The sequence below is a fragment of the Lacinutrix salivirga genome (assembly GCF_053604675.1).
This window is the reverse complement of sequence record NZ_JBSHNP010000101.1, coordinates 25,747-44,905: the sequence shown is the minus strand read 5'-3', so window position 1 is coordinate 44,905 and position 19,159 is coordinate 25,747. Positions and strand designations below refer to the sequence as shown.

The 19,159-nt window shown below is 32.4% G+C and carries 16 protein-coding genes; 4 read left to right on the top strand and 12 right to left on the bottom strand.

The annotated features are described in order from the left end of the window. The first annotated feature begins 4 nt into the window (after positions 1-4). Positions 5-784 carry an MBL fold metallo-hydrolase gene (locus ACVC5O_RS06720; protein WP_452220706.1) on the top strand — a complete coding sequence of 260 codons (780 nt, stop codon included), beginning with the start codon at positions 5-7 and terminating at the stop codon, positions 782-784. A 91-nt stretch (positions 785-875) separates the two neighbouring features. Next, entirely contained in the window at positions 876-1,124 is a 249-nt protein-coding gene (locus ACVC5O_RS06715; protein WP_452220705.1) for a hypothetical protein, read from the top strand. Between the two features lie 83 nt (positions 1,125-1,207). Here ACVC5O_RS06715 and ettA read toward each other — a convergent pair whose 3' ends face one another. The 3 genes from ettA to ACVC5O_RS06700 all read right to left on the bottom strand — a co-directional run bounded on the left by ettA (position 1,208) and on the right by ACVC5O_RS06700 (position 3,855). Then, positions 1,208-2,899 carry an energy-dependent translational throttle protein EttA gene (gene ettA, locus ACVC5O_RS06710; RefSeq protein WP_452220704.1) on the bottom strand — a complete coding sequence of 564 codons (1,692 nt, stop codon included), beginning with the start codon at positions 2,897-2,899 and terminating at the stop codon, positions 1,208-1,210. 71 nt (positions 2,900-2,970) lie between these two features. Then, positions 2,971-3,153 carry a CAL67264 family membrane protein gene (locus tag ACVC5O_RS06705; protein ID WP_452220703.1) on the bottom strand — a complete coding sequence of 61 codons (183 nt, stop codon included), beginning with the start codon at positions 3,151-3,153 and terminating at the stop codon, positions 2,971-2,973. 171 nt (positions 3,154-3,324) lie between these two features. Continuing rightward, on the bottom strand, positions 3,325-3,855 hold the full coding sequence (locus ACVC5O_RS06700) for an NADPH-dependent FMN reductase (RefSeq protein ID WP_452220702.1): 531 nt from the start codon (positions 3,853-3,855) through the stop codon (positions 3,325-3,327). 146 nt (positions 3,856-4,001) lie between these two features. Between ACVC5O_RS06700 and ACVC5O_RS06695 the strand changes: the two genes are divergently transcribed. After that, positions 4,002-5,630, top strand: coding sequence for an acyl-CoA carboxylase subunit beta (locus ACVC5O_RS06695; RefSeq protein WP_452220701.1), 1,629 nt, complete (start codon positions 4,002-4,004; stop codon positions 5,628-5,630). A gap of 77 nt (positions 5,631-5,707) precedes the next feature. Here ACVC5O_RS06695 and ACVC5O_RS06690 read toward each other — a convergent pair whose 3' ends face one another. The 6 genes from ACVC5O_RS06690 to ACVC5O_RS06665 form a co-directional block, all read right to left on the bottom strand. After that, positions 5,708-8,053 (bottom strand): YfbK domain-containing protein, encoded by a 2,346-nt coding sequence (locus ACVC5O_RS06690; protein WP_452220700.1) that lies wholly within the window; start codon positions 8,051-8,053, stop codon positions 5,708-5,710. A gap of 18 nt (positions 8,054-8,071) precedes the next feature. After that, positions 8,072-8,704, bottom strand: a complete 633-nt coding sequence (locus ACVC5O_RS06685) for a hypothetical protein (protein ID WP_452220699.1) — start codon at positions 8,702-8,704, stop codon at positions 8,072-8,074. A gap of 156 nt (positions 8,705-8,860) precedes the next feature. Further along, the gene (gene sppA, locus ACVC5O_RS06680) at positions 8,861-10,621 is read right to left on the bottom strand and encodes a signal peptide peptidase SppA (RefSeq protein WP_452220698.1); all 1,761 of its coding nucleotides are present in this window, start codon (positions 10,619-10,621) and stop codon (positions 8,861-8,863) included. A gap of 41 nt (positions 10,622-10,662) precedes the next feature. Beyond that, a complete protein-coding gene (locus ACVC5O_RS06675; RefSeq protein WP_452220827.1) occupies positions 10,663-11,733 on the bottom strand; it encodes an AMP-binding protein in 1,071 nt (356 codons plus the stop codon). Further along, positions 11,717-12,667 (bottom strand): CPBP family intramembrane glutamic endopeptidase, encoded by a 951-nt coding sequence (locus ACVC5O_RS06670; RefSeq protein WP_452220697.1) that lies wholly within the window; start codon positions 12,665-12,667, stop codon positions 11,717-11,719. The genes ACVC5O_RS06675 and ACVC5O_RS06670 overlap by 17 nt, the downstream gene beginning before the upstream one ends. 3 nt (positions 12,668-12,670) lie before the next feature. After that, complete coding sequence (locus ACVC5O_RS06665) at positions 12,671-13,705, bottom strand: o-succinylbenzoate synthase (RefSeq protein WP_452220696.1); 1,035 nt, start codon at positions 13,703-13,705, stop codon at positions 12,671-12,673. Between the two features lie 62 nt (positions 13,706-13,767). Between ACVC5O_RS06665 and ACVC5O_RS06660 the strand changes: the two genes are divergently transcribed. Continuing rightward, the gene (locus tag ACVC5O_RS06660) at positions 13,768-14,658 is read left to right on the top strand and encodes a sterol desaturase family protein (RefSeq protein WP_452220695.1); all 891 of its coding nucleotides are present in this window, start codon (positions 13,768-13,770) and stop codon (positions 14,656-14,658) included. A gap of 13 nt (positions 14,659-14,671) precedes the next feature. On the opposite strand, the gene porQ is transcribed toward ACVC5O_RS06660, so the two are convergent. From porQ to lon, 3 genes are read right to left on the bottom strand one after another with little or no spacing between them, the layout of a single operon-like run. Then, complete coding sequence (gene porQ / locus ACVC5O_RS06655; protein WP_452220694.1) at positions 14,672-15,691, bottom strand: type IX secretion system protein PorQ; 1,020 nt, start codon at positions 15,689-15,691, stop codon at positions 14,672-14,674. Positions 15,692-15,743: 52 nt separating this feature from the next. Next, positions 15,744-16,706, bottom strand: coding sequence for a LysM peptidoglycan-binding domain-containing protein (locus tag ACVC5O_RS06650; protein WP_452220693.1), 963 nt, complete (start codon positions 16,704-16,706; stop codon positions 15,744-15,746). Position 16,707: 1 nt separating this feature from the next. Then, positions 16,708-19,155 carry an endopeptidase La gene (gene lon / locus ACVC5O_RS06645; RefSeq protein ID WP_452220692.1) on the bottom strand — a complete coding sequence of 816 codons (2,448 nt, stop codon included), beginning with the start codon at positions 19,153-19,155 and terminating at the stop codon, positions 16,708-16,710. Positions 19,156-19,159 lie beyond the last annotated feature (4 nt).

The window sequence follows — 19,159 nt, the reverse complement described above, 5'->3', positions numbered from 1 at the left end:
AATTATGAAAAAATCACTTTTAACCTTATGTTTAATTACCTTATTTGTAGTTGCTTGTAAAAAAGAAAAAAAGACCGAAACAACCATTGTTGAAACTGAAGCTAAACAAGAAGAGACACCTGTAGAACCTTTAAAAATAATACCAATAGAACATGCTACGATGGTTTTGGAGTCTGGAGACGAAGTGATTTACGTTGATCCTGTTGGAGGACTTCAAGCTTTTGAAGCGCAAAAAACGCCAACACTGGTTTTAATTACAGATATACATGGTGACCATTTAGATTTAGCTACGCTAGAAGAATTGAAACTAAATAATGCTACATTAATTGCTCCAGAAGCAGTAACTAAAACTTTACCTAAAACCATTGCAAAAACAATTGTGACTTTAAATAATAACGACAAACATACTATTAATACGTTAACTGTTGAAGCTATTGCAATGTATAATTTAAGAGATGAAGCACTAAAATTTCACCCTAAAGGACGTGGAAATGGTTATGTATTAACTTTAGGAGGTGAGCGCATTTATATTTCTGGAGATACAGAAGATATTCCAGAAATGCGTGCTTTAAAAAATATTGATAGAGCCTTTATTTGCATGAATTTACCTTATACAATGACTGTAGAAAGTGCAGCAAATGCTGTTTTAGAGTTTAAACCAAAACAAATTTATCCTTACCATTATAGAGGAACGGACGGTTTTAGTGATGTTACATTATTTAAAGAATTGGTAACAAAGAGCAGTAATTCTATAGAAATTATACAATTAAATTGGTATAAATAGTCAAAATAGTGTTAATTATTTTAATTTTACGTCTTTAATTAAAATAAATTTTTATATTTGAGTTCCCTCAGAATTTAACAAACAAACAATTATGTATTTAGCTATCTCTAAATTAGCTTTCAATTCTGTGGTACTTATAAGCACTTCGAGTTTAACTTACCTCCTTGTATTAGTTAGTGTTGTTTTTATAATTTTAATTGCGATGGCAGTTATAAAAAATTATAGACTTAAAGCTGATAATGAGCGTTTAAGTAAACTTAATCCCTTTGATGAAATGGATGATAAATATAAAGATTTTACTCATGGACACATGTATAATACCGAAAATAAAAACGATTAAAATAAATCGAACATAAAAAATATGTGTATAAACTAAAAAAACCTGCAAAATGCAGGTTTTTTTAGTTTATATAAGTAACACTATTAACGTACTAATTTTTTGTACTTAATACGTTTTGGCATTAAATCGCCACCAAGACGCTTCTTTTTGTTTTCTTCGTAATCACTAAAACTACCTTCAAAGAAATAGACTTGAGAGTTACCTTCAAAAGCTAATATGTGAGTACATACACGATCTAAAAACCATCTATCGTGTGAAATAACAACTGCACAACCTGCAAAGCTTTCTAAACCTTCTTCTAATGCTCTTAATGTATTAACATCTAAGTCGTTAGTAGGCTCATCTAAAAGCAATACATTGCCTTCTTCTTTAAGTGTCATTGCTAAGTGTAAGCGGTTACGTTCTCCACCAGACAAAAGTTCTACTTTTTTATTTTGTTCTCCACCAGAGAAGTTAAAACGACTTAAATAGGCTCTAGAATTCACTTCTTTTCCTCCCATCATAATTAACTCTTGCTCGTCGCTAAAGTTTTGCCAAATTGTTTTACTAGGATCTATATTAGAATGCTTTTGATCTACATAAGCAATCTTGGCTGTTTCACCAACCTTAAATTCGCCTTTATCTGGAGTTTCTTCTCCCATAATCATTCTAAAAATTGTAGTTTTACCAGCGCCATTTGGTCCAATAATACCAACAATGCCTGCTTGTGGTAAGTTAAAATTTAAATCTTCATACAGTATTTTATCATCATAGGCTTTGCTTACGCCAATTGCTTCGATAACATTTGTTCCTAAACGAGGACCATTTGGTATGTAGATTTCTAATTTCTCGTCAAGTTGTTTTTGATCTTGACTCATTAATTTATCGTAATTTTTTAAACGCGCTTTTTGCTTTGTTTGTCTTCCTTTTGCACCTTGACGAACCCAATCTAGCTCACGCTCTAAGGTTTTTTGACGTTTAGAGGCTGTTTTACTTTCTTGAGCCATACGTTTTGATTTTTGATCTAACCAAGACGAGTAATTTCCTTTCCAAGGGATGCCTTCTCCTCTATCTAACTCTAAAATCCAACCTGCAACGTTATCTAAAAAGTATCTATCGTGTGTTACAGCAATAACAGTTCCTTTATATTGTGCTAAATGATGTTCTAACCAATGTACAGATTCTGCATCCAAATGGTTAGTTGGTTCATCTAATAATAAGACATCAGGTTCTTGTAAAAGTAAACGACATAAAGCGACACGACGACGTTCTCCACCAGAAAGTACTCCTATTTTTTTATCGCCATCTGGAGTACGCAGTGCATCCATAGCGATTTCTAGTTTGGTATCTAATTCCCAAGCATTAGCAGCATCTATTTGATCTTGCAAAACGGCTTGTCTTGCCATTAGCTTTTCCATTTTATCGGCATCGCTATACACTTCTTCTAAACCAAATTGATCGTTAATTTTGTTATATTCATCTAGTATAGCAACAGTTTCTGCAGCGCCTTCTTTAACCACTTCCATTACAGTTTTATTGTCGTCTAATTGCGGTTCTTGCTCTAAATACCCAACCGAATAATCTTGAGAAAAGACCACGTCGCCTTGGTAATTTTTATCGACACCAGCTATAATTTTTAAAAGTGTGGACTTACCAGATCCATTAAGACCTAAGATTCCTATTTTGGCTCCATAAAAGAAACTTAAATAGATGTTTTTAAGTACTGGAGTGTTTGCAGATTTAAACGTCTTGGTTACACCAGACATTGAAAAAATTATTTTTTTATCGTCAGCCATTGTTAATTTTTGATTTGCGAATTACGATTTACGAATTACAATGTTAATTTTAATTTTTGTTTTAGAACTGGTTAAACTCTACCTTTTAAAGCATTAAACACCCAAGCGATTGCGAAAAACCCAATACCAACTGAAGCAAAACCCCAACCTGCAGTATCATCGTATCTAAAAGCGCCTAAAGCGATTAAACCTAATCCTACTATTATCATTATAGTGGTAGCCCAAGCCAACACTGTGTTTTTATTCATTGCCATATTTTAATTTTTAAGCGAATAACAAATATCGCAATTTTTAACCAAAAAAAGCATCCTATTTTAGAATGCTTTTTTATTAATTTAATAATTGTTTATCTTGTTTTATCTAATAGGTTATTATGTTGTATTGCTTCTGCTTTATATTAATTATGGCATAATACATCTATACACTTATAAACTGTTTTGAAACTGCTCAACTTTTTCTAATAATTCTTTGTTTAATTCTTCATTACTAATCTTATCATCTTTAAAATTATCGCCAAAAGATGGAAAAGAAAATTTACCAACAATATTGGCATTGTGCCTAGGGAAACGATCTGAAGCCATTTCTAAAACCGATTTCCCACCTCTTCCTCCTGGAGAAGCAGCCATTAAAAGCATAGGCTTATTATAAAAATTTTTTGGTTCTTCTCTAGACATCCAATCGAATAAATTTTTAAATACAGCTGCATACGCTCCATTATGTTCTGCAAGCGAAACAATTATACCATCGGCCGATTTAATATGTTGTAAAAACTCTATCGCGTTTTCAGGAATACCTATCTCCTTTTCTAAATCAACTCCAAAAACAGGTAATTCAAAATTATTTAAATCTAAGATTTTGGTTTCTACATTTTTAACTAATGTGGACGCATAAGTCGCTAACCTTTTGTTTATTGATGTTTTACTATTACTTCCTGCAAATACGATGATGTTTTTCATACAATTTTTATTAAATATTGAATAACAAATATAGTAACCACAGCTTTATATTACTAAATATATAATGACATGTAATACATATTTGTAAATTTTCATTTTTAATACCAGTTTTGGTTTCGTAAATTCGTGGGAAATAAAATTATACTATGGATATTAACTTCAATAAAAACGAAGATTATAATAAATTACTTCTTTCCGATTTAAAAAAACGCCTAGTAAAAGTTAAGCTTGGTGGCGGAGAAAAACGCATAGAAAAACACCATGCAAAAGGAAAAATGACTGCTAGAGAGCGTGTTAACTATCTATTAGATACCAAAAAACCATCTATAGAAATTGGTGCTTTTGCTGGTGAAGACATGTATATGGAACATGGTGGCTGTCCTTCTGGAGGCGTTGTTGTAAAAATGGGTTATATAAAGGGTAAACAATGTATTGTAGTTGCTAATGATGCTACTGTAAAGGCTGGAGCTTGGTTTCCTATAACTGGAAAAAAGAATTTACGTGCTCAAGAAATTTCTATTGAAAACAAGCTACCAATAATCTATTTAGTGGATTCTGCTGGTGTGTATTTGCCTATGCAAGACGAAATTTTCCCAGATAAAGAGCATTTTGGTCGCATTTTTAGAAATAATGCTGTGATGAGTAGTATGGGAATTACACAAATTTCTGCAGTGATGGGAAGTTGTGTTGCTGGTGGAGCGTATTTACCAATTATGAGTGACGAGGCTTTAATTGTAGATAAAACAGGAAGTATTTTTCTGGCTGGAAGCTACCTAGTAAAAGCTGCAATTGGAGAAACTATTGATAATGAAACTTTAGGTGGAGCGACAACACATTGCGAAATTTCTGGTGTTACAGATTATAAAGCGAAAGACGATAAAGATGCTTTAGATACTATAAAACGCTTAATGGATAAAATTGGTGATTATGATAAAGCTGGTTTTAATAGAACTGACGCTAAAAAACCTAAAGAAAATCCTGAGAATATATTTGGAATCCTACCAGAATCGCGAGCAGATCAATACGATATGAAAGAAATTATTAAGCGATTAGTAGATAATAGTGAGTTTGACGAGTACAAAGAAGGTTATGGAAAAACAATTATAACTGCTTACGCTAGGATTGATGGTTGGGCTGTTGGTATTGTTGCTAACCAACGTAAATTAGTAAAAACTAAAAAAGGCGAAATGCAATTTGGTGGTGTAATTTATAATGATAGTGCAGATAAAGCGACACGTTTTATTGCCAATTGTAATCAGAAAAAAATACCATTAGTATTTTTACAAGATGTTACTGGTTTTATGGTTGGCAGTAAATCTGAGCATGGAGGAATTATAAAGGATGGCGCTAAAATGGTAAATGCAGTAAGTAACTCTGTGGTACCAAAATTTACAATAATTATTGGTAATAGTTATGGTGCAGGAAATTACGCTATGTGCGGAAAAGCTTACGACCCACGATTAATTGCAGCTTGGCCAAGTGCAGAACTTGCTGTGATGAGTGGTAATAGTGCAGCAAAAGTATTATTACAAATAGAAAAAGCTTCTCTTTTAAAGAAAGGGGAAAAAATTACCCCAGAAAAAGAAGCTGAACTTTTTAATAAAATAAAGGACAGATACGACAACCAAGTGTCTCCTTATTATGCAGCTGCACGAATTTGGACAGATGGAGTTATTAACCCATTGGACACCAGAACTTGGATTAGCATGGGAATTGAAGCTGCTAACCACGCTCCTATTGAAAAGAAATTTAATATGGGTATTTTACAAGTGTAAATTACGTCTATAAAATATTTGATTAATAAAAAACACTCCTAATACAAATTAGGAGTGTTTTTTACTTCTAGAATAATTTACATATTTTGATACGAATTTATTAACCTAATAAACTCTGCTCTATAGCCTTGTTTATCTTTGCCTCTACCTGCTTCTGCTAACATCACAACATCATTAACTGTTGCGTTATTATAAAATTGGGATTGTCTTAATTGCATTCCAAAAAGTGCTACTGCAGATGCAAATTTTAAATCTTCGGAAGGGGTTTCAATTTTATCCTTTTGCACATGTACCATTTCTATACTTTTAGTGCCTTCTGGCTTTTTGTATCTAAATTTAACGGTTAGCAATTCGTCTTTAAAGCCATCAACTGTAGTGGTTTTAGTGTATTTTAAATTTGGAACTGTTTTTAAATAGTTGCTCTTAACTCCTGTTGGAATGACTTCGTATAAGGCAGTCACTGTGTGTCCGCTTCCTAGTTCGCCAGCATCTTTAGTGTCGTCTATAAAATCTTCGTCTGCTAACATTCTATTTTCGTAACCAATTAATCGGTAAGCTTGTACTTTTTTAGGATTAAATTCTACTTGTATTTTTACATCTTTTGCAATAGTGTATAAAGTACCTCCAAATTCTTTACCAAACACTTTTTGTGCTTCTTGCATTGTATCTATATAGGCATGATTTCCATTGCCTTTATCTGCTAAAATTTCTAATTTAGAATCTTTGTAATTTCCATAACCAAATCCTAAAACCGATAAATACACTCCAGATTTACGCTTCTCTTCAATAAGTGTTTGCATATCTTTATTGCTAGACATACCAACGTTAAAATCGCCATCTGTTGCTAAAATCACTCTATTGTTGCCTTTCTTTTTAAAATTCTTTTGTGCCAATTTATAAGCCAGTTCAATGCCAGCTCCTCCTGCTGTTGAACCTCCAGCATTTAAATTATCTAAAGCCTTTAAAATGGTTTGTTTATCGCTTCCTGAGGTTGGTTCTAAAACCACTCCTGCAGCTCCTGCATAAACTACTATAGATACTTTGTCCTGTTCTCTAAGTTGATTTACCAATAGTTTAAACGCAGATTTTAATAATGGAAGTTTATTTTGGTTACTCATAGAGCCAGAAACATCTATTAAAAACGTTAAGTTAGAGGCTGGCAATTCTTCATTATTATACGTTTTACCTTGTAGTCCAATTTTAACAATTTTAGTTTCTGTATTCCAAGGCGTTATAGCTAATTCGGTATGTATTGAAAAAGGATGATCTCCTGTTGGTTGCGGATAATTATAATTGAAATAATTTACCATTTCTTCAATTTTAACAGCGTCTGGAGCAATGGATTGTCCGTTATTAATCATTCGTCTTACATTGCTATAAGAAGCTTTATCCACATCTATAGAAAAGGTTGAAAGTGGCGAAGCATTTGTATGCTCAAACTGGTTTTCGTCTATTACAGCATAACTCTCTTGCGTGTTAATTCTAAAATTCCCTTTGTGTGTAGTGATTACAACACAGCCTTGTTTTGCGATATCTCCAAATTTATTTTTAGATTGTGCTTTATCGTAAACCACTTTACTATCTATTTCGGATTGTGGTAAATTTTCGATTAAAAAATTATTTTCTTTTTTAATAGGGTTTCCATCTACAATATATAGCAACTCCTTAGAGTTATTTTTTTTATTATTTTTAGTCGAAATGACTATCACTCCATTGCTGCCTCTGTTTCCATAAATAGCTGTTGCTCCAGCATCTTTAAGTATATTAATGTTGTTAATATGCTTCGGATTCATTTTTTGCATTGACTTGTAGCTTTGTATTTTTCCATCAACTACGACCAAAGGCTCACTATTACCATTTAAGCTATTAACACCTCTTAATATAATTCTAGAATTATTGTTTTCTTTTTTTTCTGTAACAGTTAAACCTGCAACTTGACCTTGCAAAGCTTGTACTGTAGAAGTGCTATTTAGTTGATTTGCCAATTTGTTGTGATAGGTTTTTTGTTTTTGCTTTTTTATTTGTGAAGCAGATGGTTTATAGTTGTTTGAAATTGATGATGAGTTTACAGAATATGTATTAGACTTTGTTCTTCTTTGTGTTGAATATGCTATAACAACAACCTCTTCTAAAGCGTTGTTATCTAGTTGCATAGAAAAACTTATTGTTGTTGCTTTTCCTACGGTTTTTTGTTGTGTGATATAGCCAACATAAGAGTACTCTAAAACATCACCTTCTTTAGCTTTAATTGAGTACTTGCCATCAAAATCGGTTTGGGTTCCTGAGGTTGTTCCTTTAACCATAACCGTTAATCCTGGTAATGGTATGGCTGTTTCATCTGTAATAATACCAGAAATTGTTTTTTCTTGTGCGCTTACTTGTAGTGTAATTAACAAGATGAGCAGATGTAGTAATTGTTTCATAATAATTGGTTTTTATAATTAGTCTTTAATAATTGAAATTAATTCTGGTAACACTGCAATTGCAGTTAATAAAACCATATTGTTTTTTGGCTTTGTTTCAGTAGTCAAATCTGATTTTATATCTTTTTGTGCAGTTGCTTCAACCGTTTTACTTGCGTTAGGATTTCTTACCATTATTACTGAAGACTCAGTAGTTTCATTTGCATAACTTTCGGCTAATTGATAAGCACTTGTAATACCATCATTATAGTTTTTAATGAATTTAGAAGAGTCATTATTTAAAGCATTAAGTGTTTTTTTTATGTTTTTTGGAGTCGATTCTTCTAAAATTAATCCGTTTACTTTAGAGTAAAGTACTATTGAAAATCTATCGGTTTCATTTAAACGTTTTGATAAGAATTTAAATGCTTGTTGAAGTATAATTTTGTCTTCTGAAGAAAAGCTTCTGTTTGATGTTTCTAGAAGAAAAGTGATGTGTTTCGACTTTACTTCTTCTTCATTTGGTGTAGTCTCATTAGTATGAACTGAAAAATTTTCAGCTATAAAAGAAATAAAATCATCCAAAATAATAGAATCTGTTTCTACAGATTTACTTTGCGCATTACTATTAAATGTTATTAGTAACAAGAGAAGTGGTAGTATTGATTTCATAATAATTGGTTTTAAAGTTTACTCAAACCTATAACCAAATCGCAATGTATAAAACCAATAATGAGTGAAGTGTACTTTTGGGTGAGTGAACCCTAAACACAAAAAAGGCTAAGCGAAATGCTTAACCTTTTATTATTTTGGGAATTTATTTTAAAACTACTTAATTTCTGTAGCAAAAGGAAACATTAATTGTATTCCTTTTTGTTTAGACATTGATTTTACTTCTTGCAAAATTTTATAGTTTTCTTCACCTAGTTCTTCTTTTAAAAGTGCTTCTTTAGATTGTACCAAGCCAAAACCTTGCAAAATAGCATCTAAATCTTTTTCAAACACAGGATATTCAATTATTTTATACTCTTCAACTTCAGTAAGTTCTGCAGCATAAGCTAAAGCCGCATCTAAACCACCTAACTCATCTACTAACCCATTAGTTACTGCGTCTGTTCCTGTCCAAACTCTACCTTGTCCGATTTCGTGTACAGCTTCTTGAGTCATGTTACGACCTTGTGCTACTCTATTGGTAAATAAGTCATAAATTGAGCTTACACCTTCTTTTATAAACGCGCGTTGGTTATCGTCCATTGGCTCGAAAAAACTATACGTAACGGCATTTTTATTGGTTACTACTTGTTCGGCATTAATTCCCCATTTATCTGCTAACCCTTTTATGTTAGGTAAAGTTCCAAATACACCAATACTACCTGTAATTGTTGTTGGTTCTGCATAAATTTTATTGGCATTACAAGCAATATAATAACCACCAGAAGCAGCAACGTCTCCCATAGACACAATTACTGGTTTTACTTTTTTGGTTAACTCTACTTCTCTCCAAATTAGCTCGCTCGCTAAAGCACTTCCACCAGGAGAGTTTACTCTAAGTACTATTGCTTTAATTTTATCGTCGTTACGAGCTTTCTCTAAAGATTTGTTTACTGCGCCTTGTCCAACATAAGTTTCGTCGCCTTCGCCATAAAATATTTGACCTTCGGTATAAATAACAGCAATTCTATCTTTTGCCGTAAATGGCTTTTTATTTGAGGCATATTTAGCATACTCTTCAATTTCTATAGTATTCAGTTCTTTTTTGTAGTCTATGCCTACTGCTTTTTTAATTCCGTTTAAATACTCATCGTGGTATGCAATTTTATCCATTAAACCCGATTTGACCGCTAATTCTGGTGTTCTAGATAATAAATCGTCTGCAATTGTATTTAATTGTTCTGTTGAAATGTTTCTGCTTTCTGAAACTTCTTTTTTAACTTCAGTCCAAATTCCATTTAAATAGGCACTAATTTGCTCACGATTATTATCGCTCATTTCATTTTCTAAATAAGGCTCCACAGCACTTTTGTATTTTCCTAAACGAATAACTTCCATTTTAATACCAGATTTTTCCTGAAAATCTTTAAAATATAAACGCTCTGTAGATAAGCCTTTAAACTCCATAACACCTACTGGGTTTATATATAGAGTATCTGCAACAGAATTTAAATAATAATCCTTTTGAGAATATACATCTCCATAAGACACTACAAATTTACCAGACTCTTTAAACTTTATTAATGCATCTCGTAACGCTTTTGTTTGCGTTATTCCTGCCATTACAAAGTTATTGTCTATTGATATTCCTTTAATATTATCGTCTGTGGCTGCATATTCTAAGGCATAAATAATATCAAAAAGTCCATTTTTTTTGTTTTCGTCTAAAAAAGGATAGTCTTTAAATGTTGTTTTAGCAGCATAATCTTTTATTGGGAAGTCTAATTTTAACTCCAAAACGGAGTCTTTTTTAACCACTACTTTATCTTTTGAGGACGAGCCAGAAAGTAAACCAATAATAATTAAAAATCCGAAACAGATAAATAGAAAGACAAAGATGCCAATTACTGTAGAAAATACACGTTTTATAAAATTCATATCTAATTTTTGTTTTGTTAGTAGGTGTTTTAAATAAATTGTTACAACTTATTTAAAAGTTTTAATGTTTTTTTTCTGTTGATTTTACCAGAAGGTGTTTCAACAAATTTAGAAATAGCGTAAGTCTGTTTAGGCTTCATTAATTTGTTTAAATTTTTAAAAGCTGAAGGTGTAATAGTTACCTCATCGGCTTCAATAATTAAAATTAATTGCTCTCCTAAAGTCTCATTTTTTTCTGAAGCAATAAAGAAACGCTCTTTTATACTCGATTTTAATTGTTCCTCAATTTGTTCTGGATTTATTTTTAACCCTCCAGAATTTATAATATTATCATAACGACCAAGCCATTCAAACTCTGTTTTAGAATGTATATTTACAACATCGTTAGTCACAATGTTTTCTTCCAAGATATTTGGTGCATTAATTATTAAGCAATTTCTAGAATCTTTAGAAACAGTTACGTTTGGCAATGTTTTAAAGTGATTTACTTCAGCATTACCACTATTATTAATTTGTTTAACTGCGATATGAGTTATGGTTTCTGTCATTCCATAAGTTTCATAAATGGTTGTTTGTAAACCTTGAACACTTGCTTTTAAAGGACCAGAAACAGCAGCACCTCCAACAATAAGTTGCTCTATATTTTGAATATAACTCATTGTTTTGTGCAATTGCATTGGTAGCATAGCGCAAAATTTATAAGGGACTTCGTAATCAAAAACTGGTCGTGATGTTGGCTCGGTTAAATCTAGCTCTAAACCTAAAACCATTGCTCTTACAAGCATCATTTTACCTGCAATAAAATTGCTAGGTAAACAATGCAAGGCCTTGTCTCCAGGCTGTAAATTAAAAAAATCTCCAGTTGCAATAGCAGAATGTACCATTGCCTGTTTACTTAACCGTATTGGTTTTGGCTTTCCTGTAGAGCCAGACGTGTTAACAATTACATAGTCTTTGGCATCTAACCAATCTATTAAAAAGTTGCCAATAGTTTTCTCAAAAGGGAGTCCTTCTTTTATATGGCTATAAGCGACTTCCTTAAGCTCTTCAAATAAATACGTACTGTTATTTAATCTGAATTTATTATGAATTTTATTATACTGTGGTACCACTATCTTCAATAATTTTATAGTCTTCTTTTGGTGGCTCTATTACTTTTCCTGTTAATTTTTCTTTCCAATTTGTCCAACCGTATTTTTTAGAAAAAACGAATAAAATAATTGGATAAAACACCAATACAGGTAAAATAATATCTAAAGCTGTATTGTTAGCTTCTTCTGCTGTGTATTTAAAAATAGCATCGGTTTGCAAAGCAGACCAATCTGCTGTGACTAGTAATGCTGCTAATAGATTGTTTCCTAAATGGAAGCCAAGTGCTAGTTCTAAACCATCGTCCATTAAAGTCATTATACCTAACATTAAACCTGTACCAACGTAAAACACCATAGTAATCATTCCCATTTCGGCAACTTCAGGGTTTGCACTATGCGCTAGACCAAAAAACAAAGAAGTGAAAATTAATGGAAACCACTTATTTTTAACCATTATACCTATTTGCTGCATAAAATAGCCTCTAAACAAATACTCTTCTAACCCAATTTGAAACGGAAATAAAACAATACTAATAATAAAAAGTATGGCAAATTTTGTAGCATCGAATTGCAATTCTACTTGGCTAGGATCACTAAAATAAGAGATTGCAAAGGTTACAACAGTTAAGCCTACTATTAACAAAAAAGAGAATACAATTCTGCTCCAATCTATTTTTGATCTTGCAGTAGTTAGTGATAATATGCTTCTTTCGTTTACAAACTTTACGATTAAAAATAAAAGGATTAATAAAATTGCAAATGGTGCCAAATTAATAATTAAAGAGAGATTTGCAGGTATGCCTTTCATACTATCGTATAACGCATCCATATCTTCCTTGGAAGTAAACAGAAACATTATAAAATTAGCGATAAATATTCCTGAAATAAATATTATAACTAGTAATAATGTTAGTGTTTGGTTTTTTCCTTTAAAGGCTTGTTGTATGTAATTCATAAATTATAATTTAAAATCCCAATTTAAGTTATTATTGTATTGCAATGTACCATTTTTTACTTGTAATGGCGAATCAAAATTATTAGTAAATAAGCTTCCTGTGCCTAATCCTTGAGGCCTTTTATTATGTTTTAAATAGGTGTATTGCGCAATGGCATTTAAACCAATATTACTTTCTAAAGCACTTGTAATCCACCAACCAATATTTTGTTTTTCGGCAAGATTAATCCACTCGTCTGTACCTTTAAATCCACCTATAAAGCTAGGTTTTAAAATTATATATTGTGGTTGTATTGTAAGTAATGCTTCTTGTTTTTGTTGTGCAGTAAATAGCCCTATTAATTCTTCGTCTAAAGCAATTGGTAATGGTGTTTGCTCACAAAGTGTTGCCATAGCTTGGTATTGACCTTGTTTTATGGGTTGCTCAATAGAATGTAATTGAAATTCTGAAAGCTGTTTTAATTTCTCTAAAGCTTCAGTTGGCGTAAAAGCACCATTGGCATCTACTCTAAGTTCAATATCTTCCGCAGAAAACTCTTTACGTATGGATTTAAGTAGATTTAATTCCGTTTTAAAATCAATAGCACCTATTTTTAATTTTATACAGCTAAAGCCTGCTTTTAATTTCTCTTTAATTTGAGTTTTCATAAACGCTTCGTTTCCCATCCAAATTAAACCGTTTATTGGTATTGTTGCGTTGTCTTTAGTGAAAGCAGAAGGGAACAGTTTAAATTCATGATCGCTTTGTAAAGATTTAAATGCCATTTCTAAACCTATTTGAATACTTGGAAACTCAATAAGTTCACTCCACAAAACCTCTAAACCTTTATCAATATTTTGGCAAGTCCATTGTAATTTACTTTCGTAATCTGGTCTGTCGTCTATACTTAAGCCTCTTAATATACCACACTCTCCTATGCCTTGTTTTCCTTCGTTTTCTATAATTATAAACCAAGTTTCCTTAGTTTTTAGAACACCACGAGACGTTCCGCTTGGGACTTTAAATTCTAATATATGTTGTTTATAATTTGCTTTCATAATGTACACCAAAAGTACTTAATTAATTTTGTAATTTGTAACACTAAATAACAAGTTATTTAATGTCTGAATTCCCAAATATCCTATTGTATGCCATCCCATTTTTTTTGGTTGCTATGGGTTTAGAATTATATGTTATTATAAAACAAGGCATTAAAACCTATGAAACAAAAGATGCCTTTGCATCTATTGCTATGGGTTTAGGCAATGTTATACTTGGTTTTTTAAGTAAAGCTTTGGCATTGGCTTCCTTTTTTGTTGTTTATGAGTATTTTAGAGTGTTCACTATACCTATTAGTTGGTGGAGTTTTTTACTACTATTTGTTTTAGATGATTTTGCATATTATTGGTTTCATCGTATTTCGCATGAGTGTAGATTATTTTGGGCGTCACATGTTGTCCATCACTCATCACAACATTACAATTTAAGTACTGCATTAAGACAAACGTGGTCTGGCGGCTTTTATACATTTATATTCTGGTTGTGGCTTCCTATTTTAGGCTTTGATCCTGGGATGATTATTTTGCAAATGTCCATTAGTTTACTCTATCAGTTTTGGATTCATACAGAAGCTATTAACAAACTCCCAAAATGGTTTGAAGCTGTTTTTAATACACCTTCGCATCATAGAGTGCATCATGGCAGTAATCCTTTATATTTAGATAAAAATCATGCAGGAATATTAATTATATGGGATAAGTTATTTGGTACTTTTCAGCCAGAGATAAAAGAAGAAAAAGTGATTTATGGGTTGGTTAAAAATATTGAAACCTACAATCCTATTAAAATTGCTTTTGTTGAATGGATTGAACTGTTTAAAGATTTTTTTACTGAAGGTATTTCGATTAAAAACAGGCTGTTATATCTTATTAAGCCTCCTGGTTGGAAACATGATGGCACTGGGAAATTAAGTAATGACTTAAAAGAAGAATGGCTTAAGGAGAATACATAATTTTTAAAAAAAATTATCTTAAATCAATTTGTAAACCGAAAAAATTAGAATTTGCTGCACTCGTATATTTAGCATGTGTATAGCTAAAACGCATTTTATTAAGTTTTATAGAAAAACCAGCTGAAAGTCCTGAGAAGTTACGTTGGTCCTCGATACGTAGTTCCTCTGCTCGTCTAAAATTATAACCTAGGCGAATATTAAATCCACCTTCTGGAAATAACTCTGCGCCTAAAATGGTATGTCTAACAACTTGCGATAAAAAGCCCACTTTTTCTTGTGTTTGATTGCCTTCTAAATCTGTGGTTGCACGTGCAGGATTTGCTGTACCAATTGGCCATTGTTGTAAATTCTCGAAAGTTAAATGCCAACGTAATGGTACGTTTTCTAAAGTTTGCGATAAACCAGCATTTATTTCTAAAGGTAAGGATTCGTTTTGACCTGCGTACGTAGTAATTTGTGTTCCTAAGTTACGTACTACTAGTGTGGCTTGGAAGTCTAAATCTTCGTCTAAATACAACACACCTAAATCTGTTGCCACTCCAAAAGAGTTATACTGTTCTAAGCTAGAGTTTATAAGTTTTAAGTTTGCACCAAAGTAAAAATCAGAATAGCCAATTTGTAGCGCATAACCAGCAGAAAGCGCTGCTTCGCTACCAGAGAAAGTACCAGTGGAGTTTCCTTGCTCATCATAACCATCAAACTGTCCATAATTTACATACGTTATTCCTGCATGAAAGGTTTGCACACGTCTGTCCCAAGTATAGGCATAGGCTGCAGTTCCATAACTAATTCCTCCAAGATAATTAGTGTAGTTTATGGCTAATTGATTATCCATATCTGGATTAATCGTAGAGGGATTATATAAGGCTTGTGTAACGTCCCAATCTACATTAGTTAAGACTTTACCTCCTAATGCGGCTTGCCTTGGCGATGATACTAGGTTAAGAAATTGATAGGTAGATTGACCTCCTAATTGCGCAAAGGCAATTGAACTAAGTAGCAAACAATAGAGTGAGGCAATTTTTTTTATCATGGTTGCAAAGTAAATAAATCTATAGTTAAACGTATAACTATTGAAAATATTTTTATTTTACTTTTAACTTTTGCCCAATACTTAAACTACTTGAGGTTAAATTATTTAATTTTTTAAGTGCGATTATAGTCATTTTATGTTTTTTGGCTATACCATATAAGGTATCGCCTTTTACTACTGTATAAATCTTAGTGTCATCTGCTTCGTCTTCCGAAGGACTTAAAACTTCTGGTTTTTTTATTTTATGTGTTGACTCTGTATTTTCTATAGCTGTTTCTGCAACTTCAACTACTTCAACTACTTCTTCAATTTCTTGTTTACTGTCTTCTTTAGTTTCTTTAAGAGAAGGTTCTTTAGTTACAATTTTAGGTTCAACTTTAGCTTTAACTTCGGCTTCAACATCTTCTTGCTCTTCATTTTTATCATTTTCGGCAGATTCCATAGTTGTTAAGTCCTGAAATAAATCGTCTGTCTCTGTTACTTTTACAGCAGGAGTTATTCCTGCAGCAGGTTTTGTGCTTTTAGTGGGTTTTGAAACCTGAATTTCACTTGGAGGTGGTGGAGGATTTAATTCTCCAGGAGTTTGACCAGGACGTAATTTGGCTAAAATACGTTTCTCTCCAGAATATCCAATAACAGGACTACTTGAGGTTATAAGCAAGCGTTTTATGATTTTAAGTTCTTGACCAATACTTAAATCGTTTGATTTTAATGCATTGTCTTTTATAAGCTCATCTATAGATATTTTATGTTTTTTAGCAATAGAAGATAAGGTTTCCTTTTTCTTCACTGTATGCGTTTTAATATCCTTATAAATTACACCACTCGATGTTGTTTGTAGTTGTGTTGGATCTGTAATTGCATGTTCTCTATAAGTATATTCACCTGTTTTTGTTGAGATAAATGCTTCTTTGTCTTCAATAATTATAGGAATAAATTCTTCTTTAACTTCGTTAGTTTCCTGTGCATAGGTAATTAAGGAAACAAAGCATAAAATGTAAATTAAAGCTTTCATATTAGAGGGTTTTATGATTTTTAACTTTCTGATTTGTAAGCGCTAAGTTAATAACTTCTTTCATTTCTGAAACATAATGGAAGGTTAATCCTTTTAAGTATTCTGGTTTAATTTCTTCAATATCTCTTCTGTTATCTTCGCAAAGTAAGATTTCTTTTATTCTTGCGCGTTTTGCAGCTAGTATTTTTTCTTTAATACCTCCAACTGGTAATACTTTGCCTCTTAATGTGATTTCGCCAGTCATGGCGATGCTTTTCTTTACTTTTTTCTGTGTGAATAAAGAGACTAAAGACGTTAACATAGTGACTCCTGCACTTGGTCCATCCTTTGGAGTTGCACCTTCTGGCACGTGAATGTGAACATTATATTTATCGAAAACATCTGATGCGATACCAAACTCGTCTGCATTTGCTTTTATGTATTCCATAGCAATTGTTGCAGATTCTTTCATCACTTTTCCTAAATTACCTGTAACGGTTAAGTTTCCTTTTCCTTTAGATAAAATGGACTCAATAAACAAAATATCGCCTCCTACTCTAGTCCAAGCCAATCCTGTAACGACTCCTGCTACGTTATTGTTTTCGTACTTATCGCGTTCTAGTTTTGGACCTCCAAGCACTTCAATTATATCCTCGTTAGATACTTTTATAGAATATTCTTCTTCCATTGCAATATTTTTGGCTGCATAACGTACCATTTTTGCAATTTGCTTTTCTAAACCACGTACTCCAGATTCTCTAGTATAACCTTCAACTATTTTTTCTAGTTGCGCTTTCCCAATTTTTAAATGTTCTTTGGTTAAACCATGTTCTTTTAATTGCTTTGGTAATAAGTGAATTTTAGCAATTTCTACTTTTTCTTCAATTGTATAACCTGTAACATTTATAATTTCCATTCTGTCGCGTAAAGCTGGTTGAATGGTGGATAAACTATTTGCAGTAGCTACAAACATCACTTTAGAGAGGTCGTAGCCCATTTCTAAAAAGTTATCGTGGAACTCGCTGTTTTGCTCTGGATCCAACACTTCTAACATTGCAGAAGACGGATCGCCTTGATGAGAATTGGATAATTTATCAATCTCATCCAACACAAAAACAGGGTTAGATGTTCCTGCTTTTTTAAGACTTTGGATTACACGTCCTGGCATTGCGCCAATATAGGTTTTACGATGTCCTCTAATTTCGGCTTCGTCTCTTAATCCTCCTAAACTCATACGCACATATTCTCTTCCTAAAGCTTCTGCTATGGATTTTCCTAAAGAGGTTTTACCAACTCCTGGAGGTCCATAAAGACATAAAATTGGTGATTTCATATCGTTACGGAGCTTTAAAACAGCTAAATATTCTATAATACGACGTTTAACATCGTCTAAGCCATAATGATCGCGATCTAATATTTTTTTAGCGCGTTTTAAGTCAAATTTATCTTTGCTATACTCATTCCAAGGTAAATCTAAAAACAAATCTAAGTAGTTACGTTGTATGGAGTACTCTGCAACTTGAGGATTCATACGTTGCATTTTAGCGATTTCTTTCTCAAAATGTTTAGCGACTTTTTCGTTCCATTTTTTTTCTTTTGCACGCGCTTTCATTTCTTCTATTTCCTCTGCATTACCATCGCCTAACTCTTCTTGAATGGTTTTAAGCTGTTGGTTTAAAAAATATTCGCGTTGCTGCTGGTTCATATCGTTTTGAACTTTAGATTGGATATCTATTTTAAGTTCAAGTTTCTGCAGCTCTACGTTCATAAACTTTAAAGTTGCTAAAGCACGCTCTTTTAAATCGTTTGTCTCTAAAAGGGATTGTTTATCTGCTACAGATAAATTCATGTTAGAAGACACAAAATTGATTAAAAACGAAGGACTTTTAATATTCTTAATCGCAAATGACGCTTCGCTAGGAATATTTGGACTGTCCTTTATAATTTGTAGTGCCATATCCTTAATAGACTCCACAATAACTTCAAATTCTTTATTTTTTTTCGCTGGTTTGGCTTCTGCAACTTCGCGAATGGTAGCATTCATATAAGGCTCTTCAGTAATAACCTCTGCAACACTAAACCTTTTTTTGCCTTGTATAATAACTGTTGTGTTTCCGTCTGGCATTTTTAATACCTTTAGGATTCTAGCAACTGTACCAATGGAATGAATGTCTTGCGCTGTTGGATTTTCTACAGCTTCATCTTTTTGAGAGACAACACCAATTACTTTACTCCCTTTATTAGCGTCGTTAATTAATTTTATGGATTTATCGCGTCCTGCAGTAATTGGGATTACTACACCAGGAAACAAGACTGTGTTTCTTAACGACAGGATTGGTAATGTTTCTGGTAAACTCTCATTATTTATTTTTTCTTCATCTTCAGGAGTCATTAATGGGATTAATTCTGAATTTTCATCAAAATCCTGTAATGACAAACTGTCAAGGCTTATAAAATTTGATTTTTTCATAACT

What these genes read in the sequence shown, in the direction of transcription:
- ACVC5O_RS06685 (WP_452220699.1), bottom strand. Translation starts at nt 8,704, where the DNA reads ATGAAATCAATACTACCACTTCTCTTGTTACTAATAACATTTAATAGT.
- ACVC5O_RS06700 (WP_452220702.1), bottom strand. Translation starts at nt 3,855, where the DNA reads ATGAAAAACATCATCGTATTTGCAGGAAGTAATAGTAAAACATCAATA.
- ACVC5O_RS06650 (WP_452220693.1), bottom strand. Translation starts at nt 16,706, where the DNA reads ATGAAAGCTTTAATTTACATTTTATGCTTTGTTTCCTTAATTACCTAT.
- ACVC5O_RS06695 (WP_452220701.1), top strand. Translation starts at nt 4,002, where the DNA reads ATGGATATTAACTTCAATAAAAACGAAGATTATAATAAATTACTTCTT.
- ACVC5O_RS06715 (WP_452220705.1), top strand. Translation starts at nt 876, where the DNA reads ATGTATTTAGCTATCTCTAAATTAGCTTTCAATTCTGTGGTACTTATA.
- ACVC5O_RS06665 (WP_452220696.1), bottom strand. Translation starts at nt 13,705, where the DNA reads ATGAAAGCAAATTATAAACAACATATATTAGAATTTAAAGTCCCAAGC.
- ACVC5O_RS06705 (WP_452220703.1), bottom strand. Translation starts at nt 3,153, where the DNA reads ATGGCAATGAATAAAAACACAGTGTTGGCTTGGGCTACCACTATAATG.
- porQ (WP_452220694.1), bottom strand. Translation starts at nt 15,691, where the DNA reads ATGATAAAAAAAATTGCCTCACTCTATTGTTTGCTACTTAGTTCAATT.
- lon (WP_452220692.1), bottom strand. Translation starts at nt 19,155, where the DNA reads ATGAAAAAATCAAATTTTATAAGCCTTGACAGTTTGTCATTACAGGAT.
- ACVC5O_RS06670 (WP_452220697.1), bottom strand. Translation starts at nt 12,667, where the DNA reads ATGAATTACATACAACAAGCCTTTAAAGGAAAAAACCAAACACTAACA.
- ACVC5O_RS06660 (WP_452220695.1), top strand. Translation starts at nt 13,768, where the DNA reads ATGTCTGAATTCCCAAATATCCTATTGTATGCCATCCCATTTTTTTTG.
- ettA (WP_452220704.1), bottom strand. Translation starts at nt 2,899, where the DNA reads ATGGCTGACGATAAAAAAATAATTTTTTCAATGTCTGGTGTAACCAAG.
- ACVC5O_RS06690 (WP_452220700.1), bottom strand. Translation starts at nt 8,053, where the DNA reads ATGAAACAATTACTACATCTGCTCATCTTGTTAATTACACTACAAGTA.
- sppA (WP_452220698.1), bottom strand. Translation starts at nt 10,621, where the DNA reads ATGAATTTTATAAAACGTGTATTTTCTACAGTAATTGGCATCTTTGTC.
- ACVC5O_RS06720 (WP_452220706.1), top strand. Translation starts at nt 5, where the DNA reads ATGAAAAAATCACTTTTAACCTTATGTTTAATTACCTTATTTGTAGTT.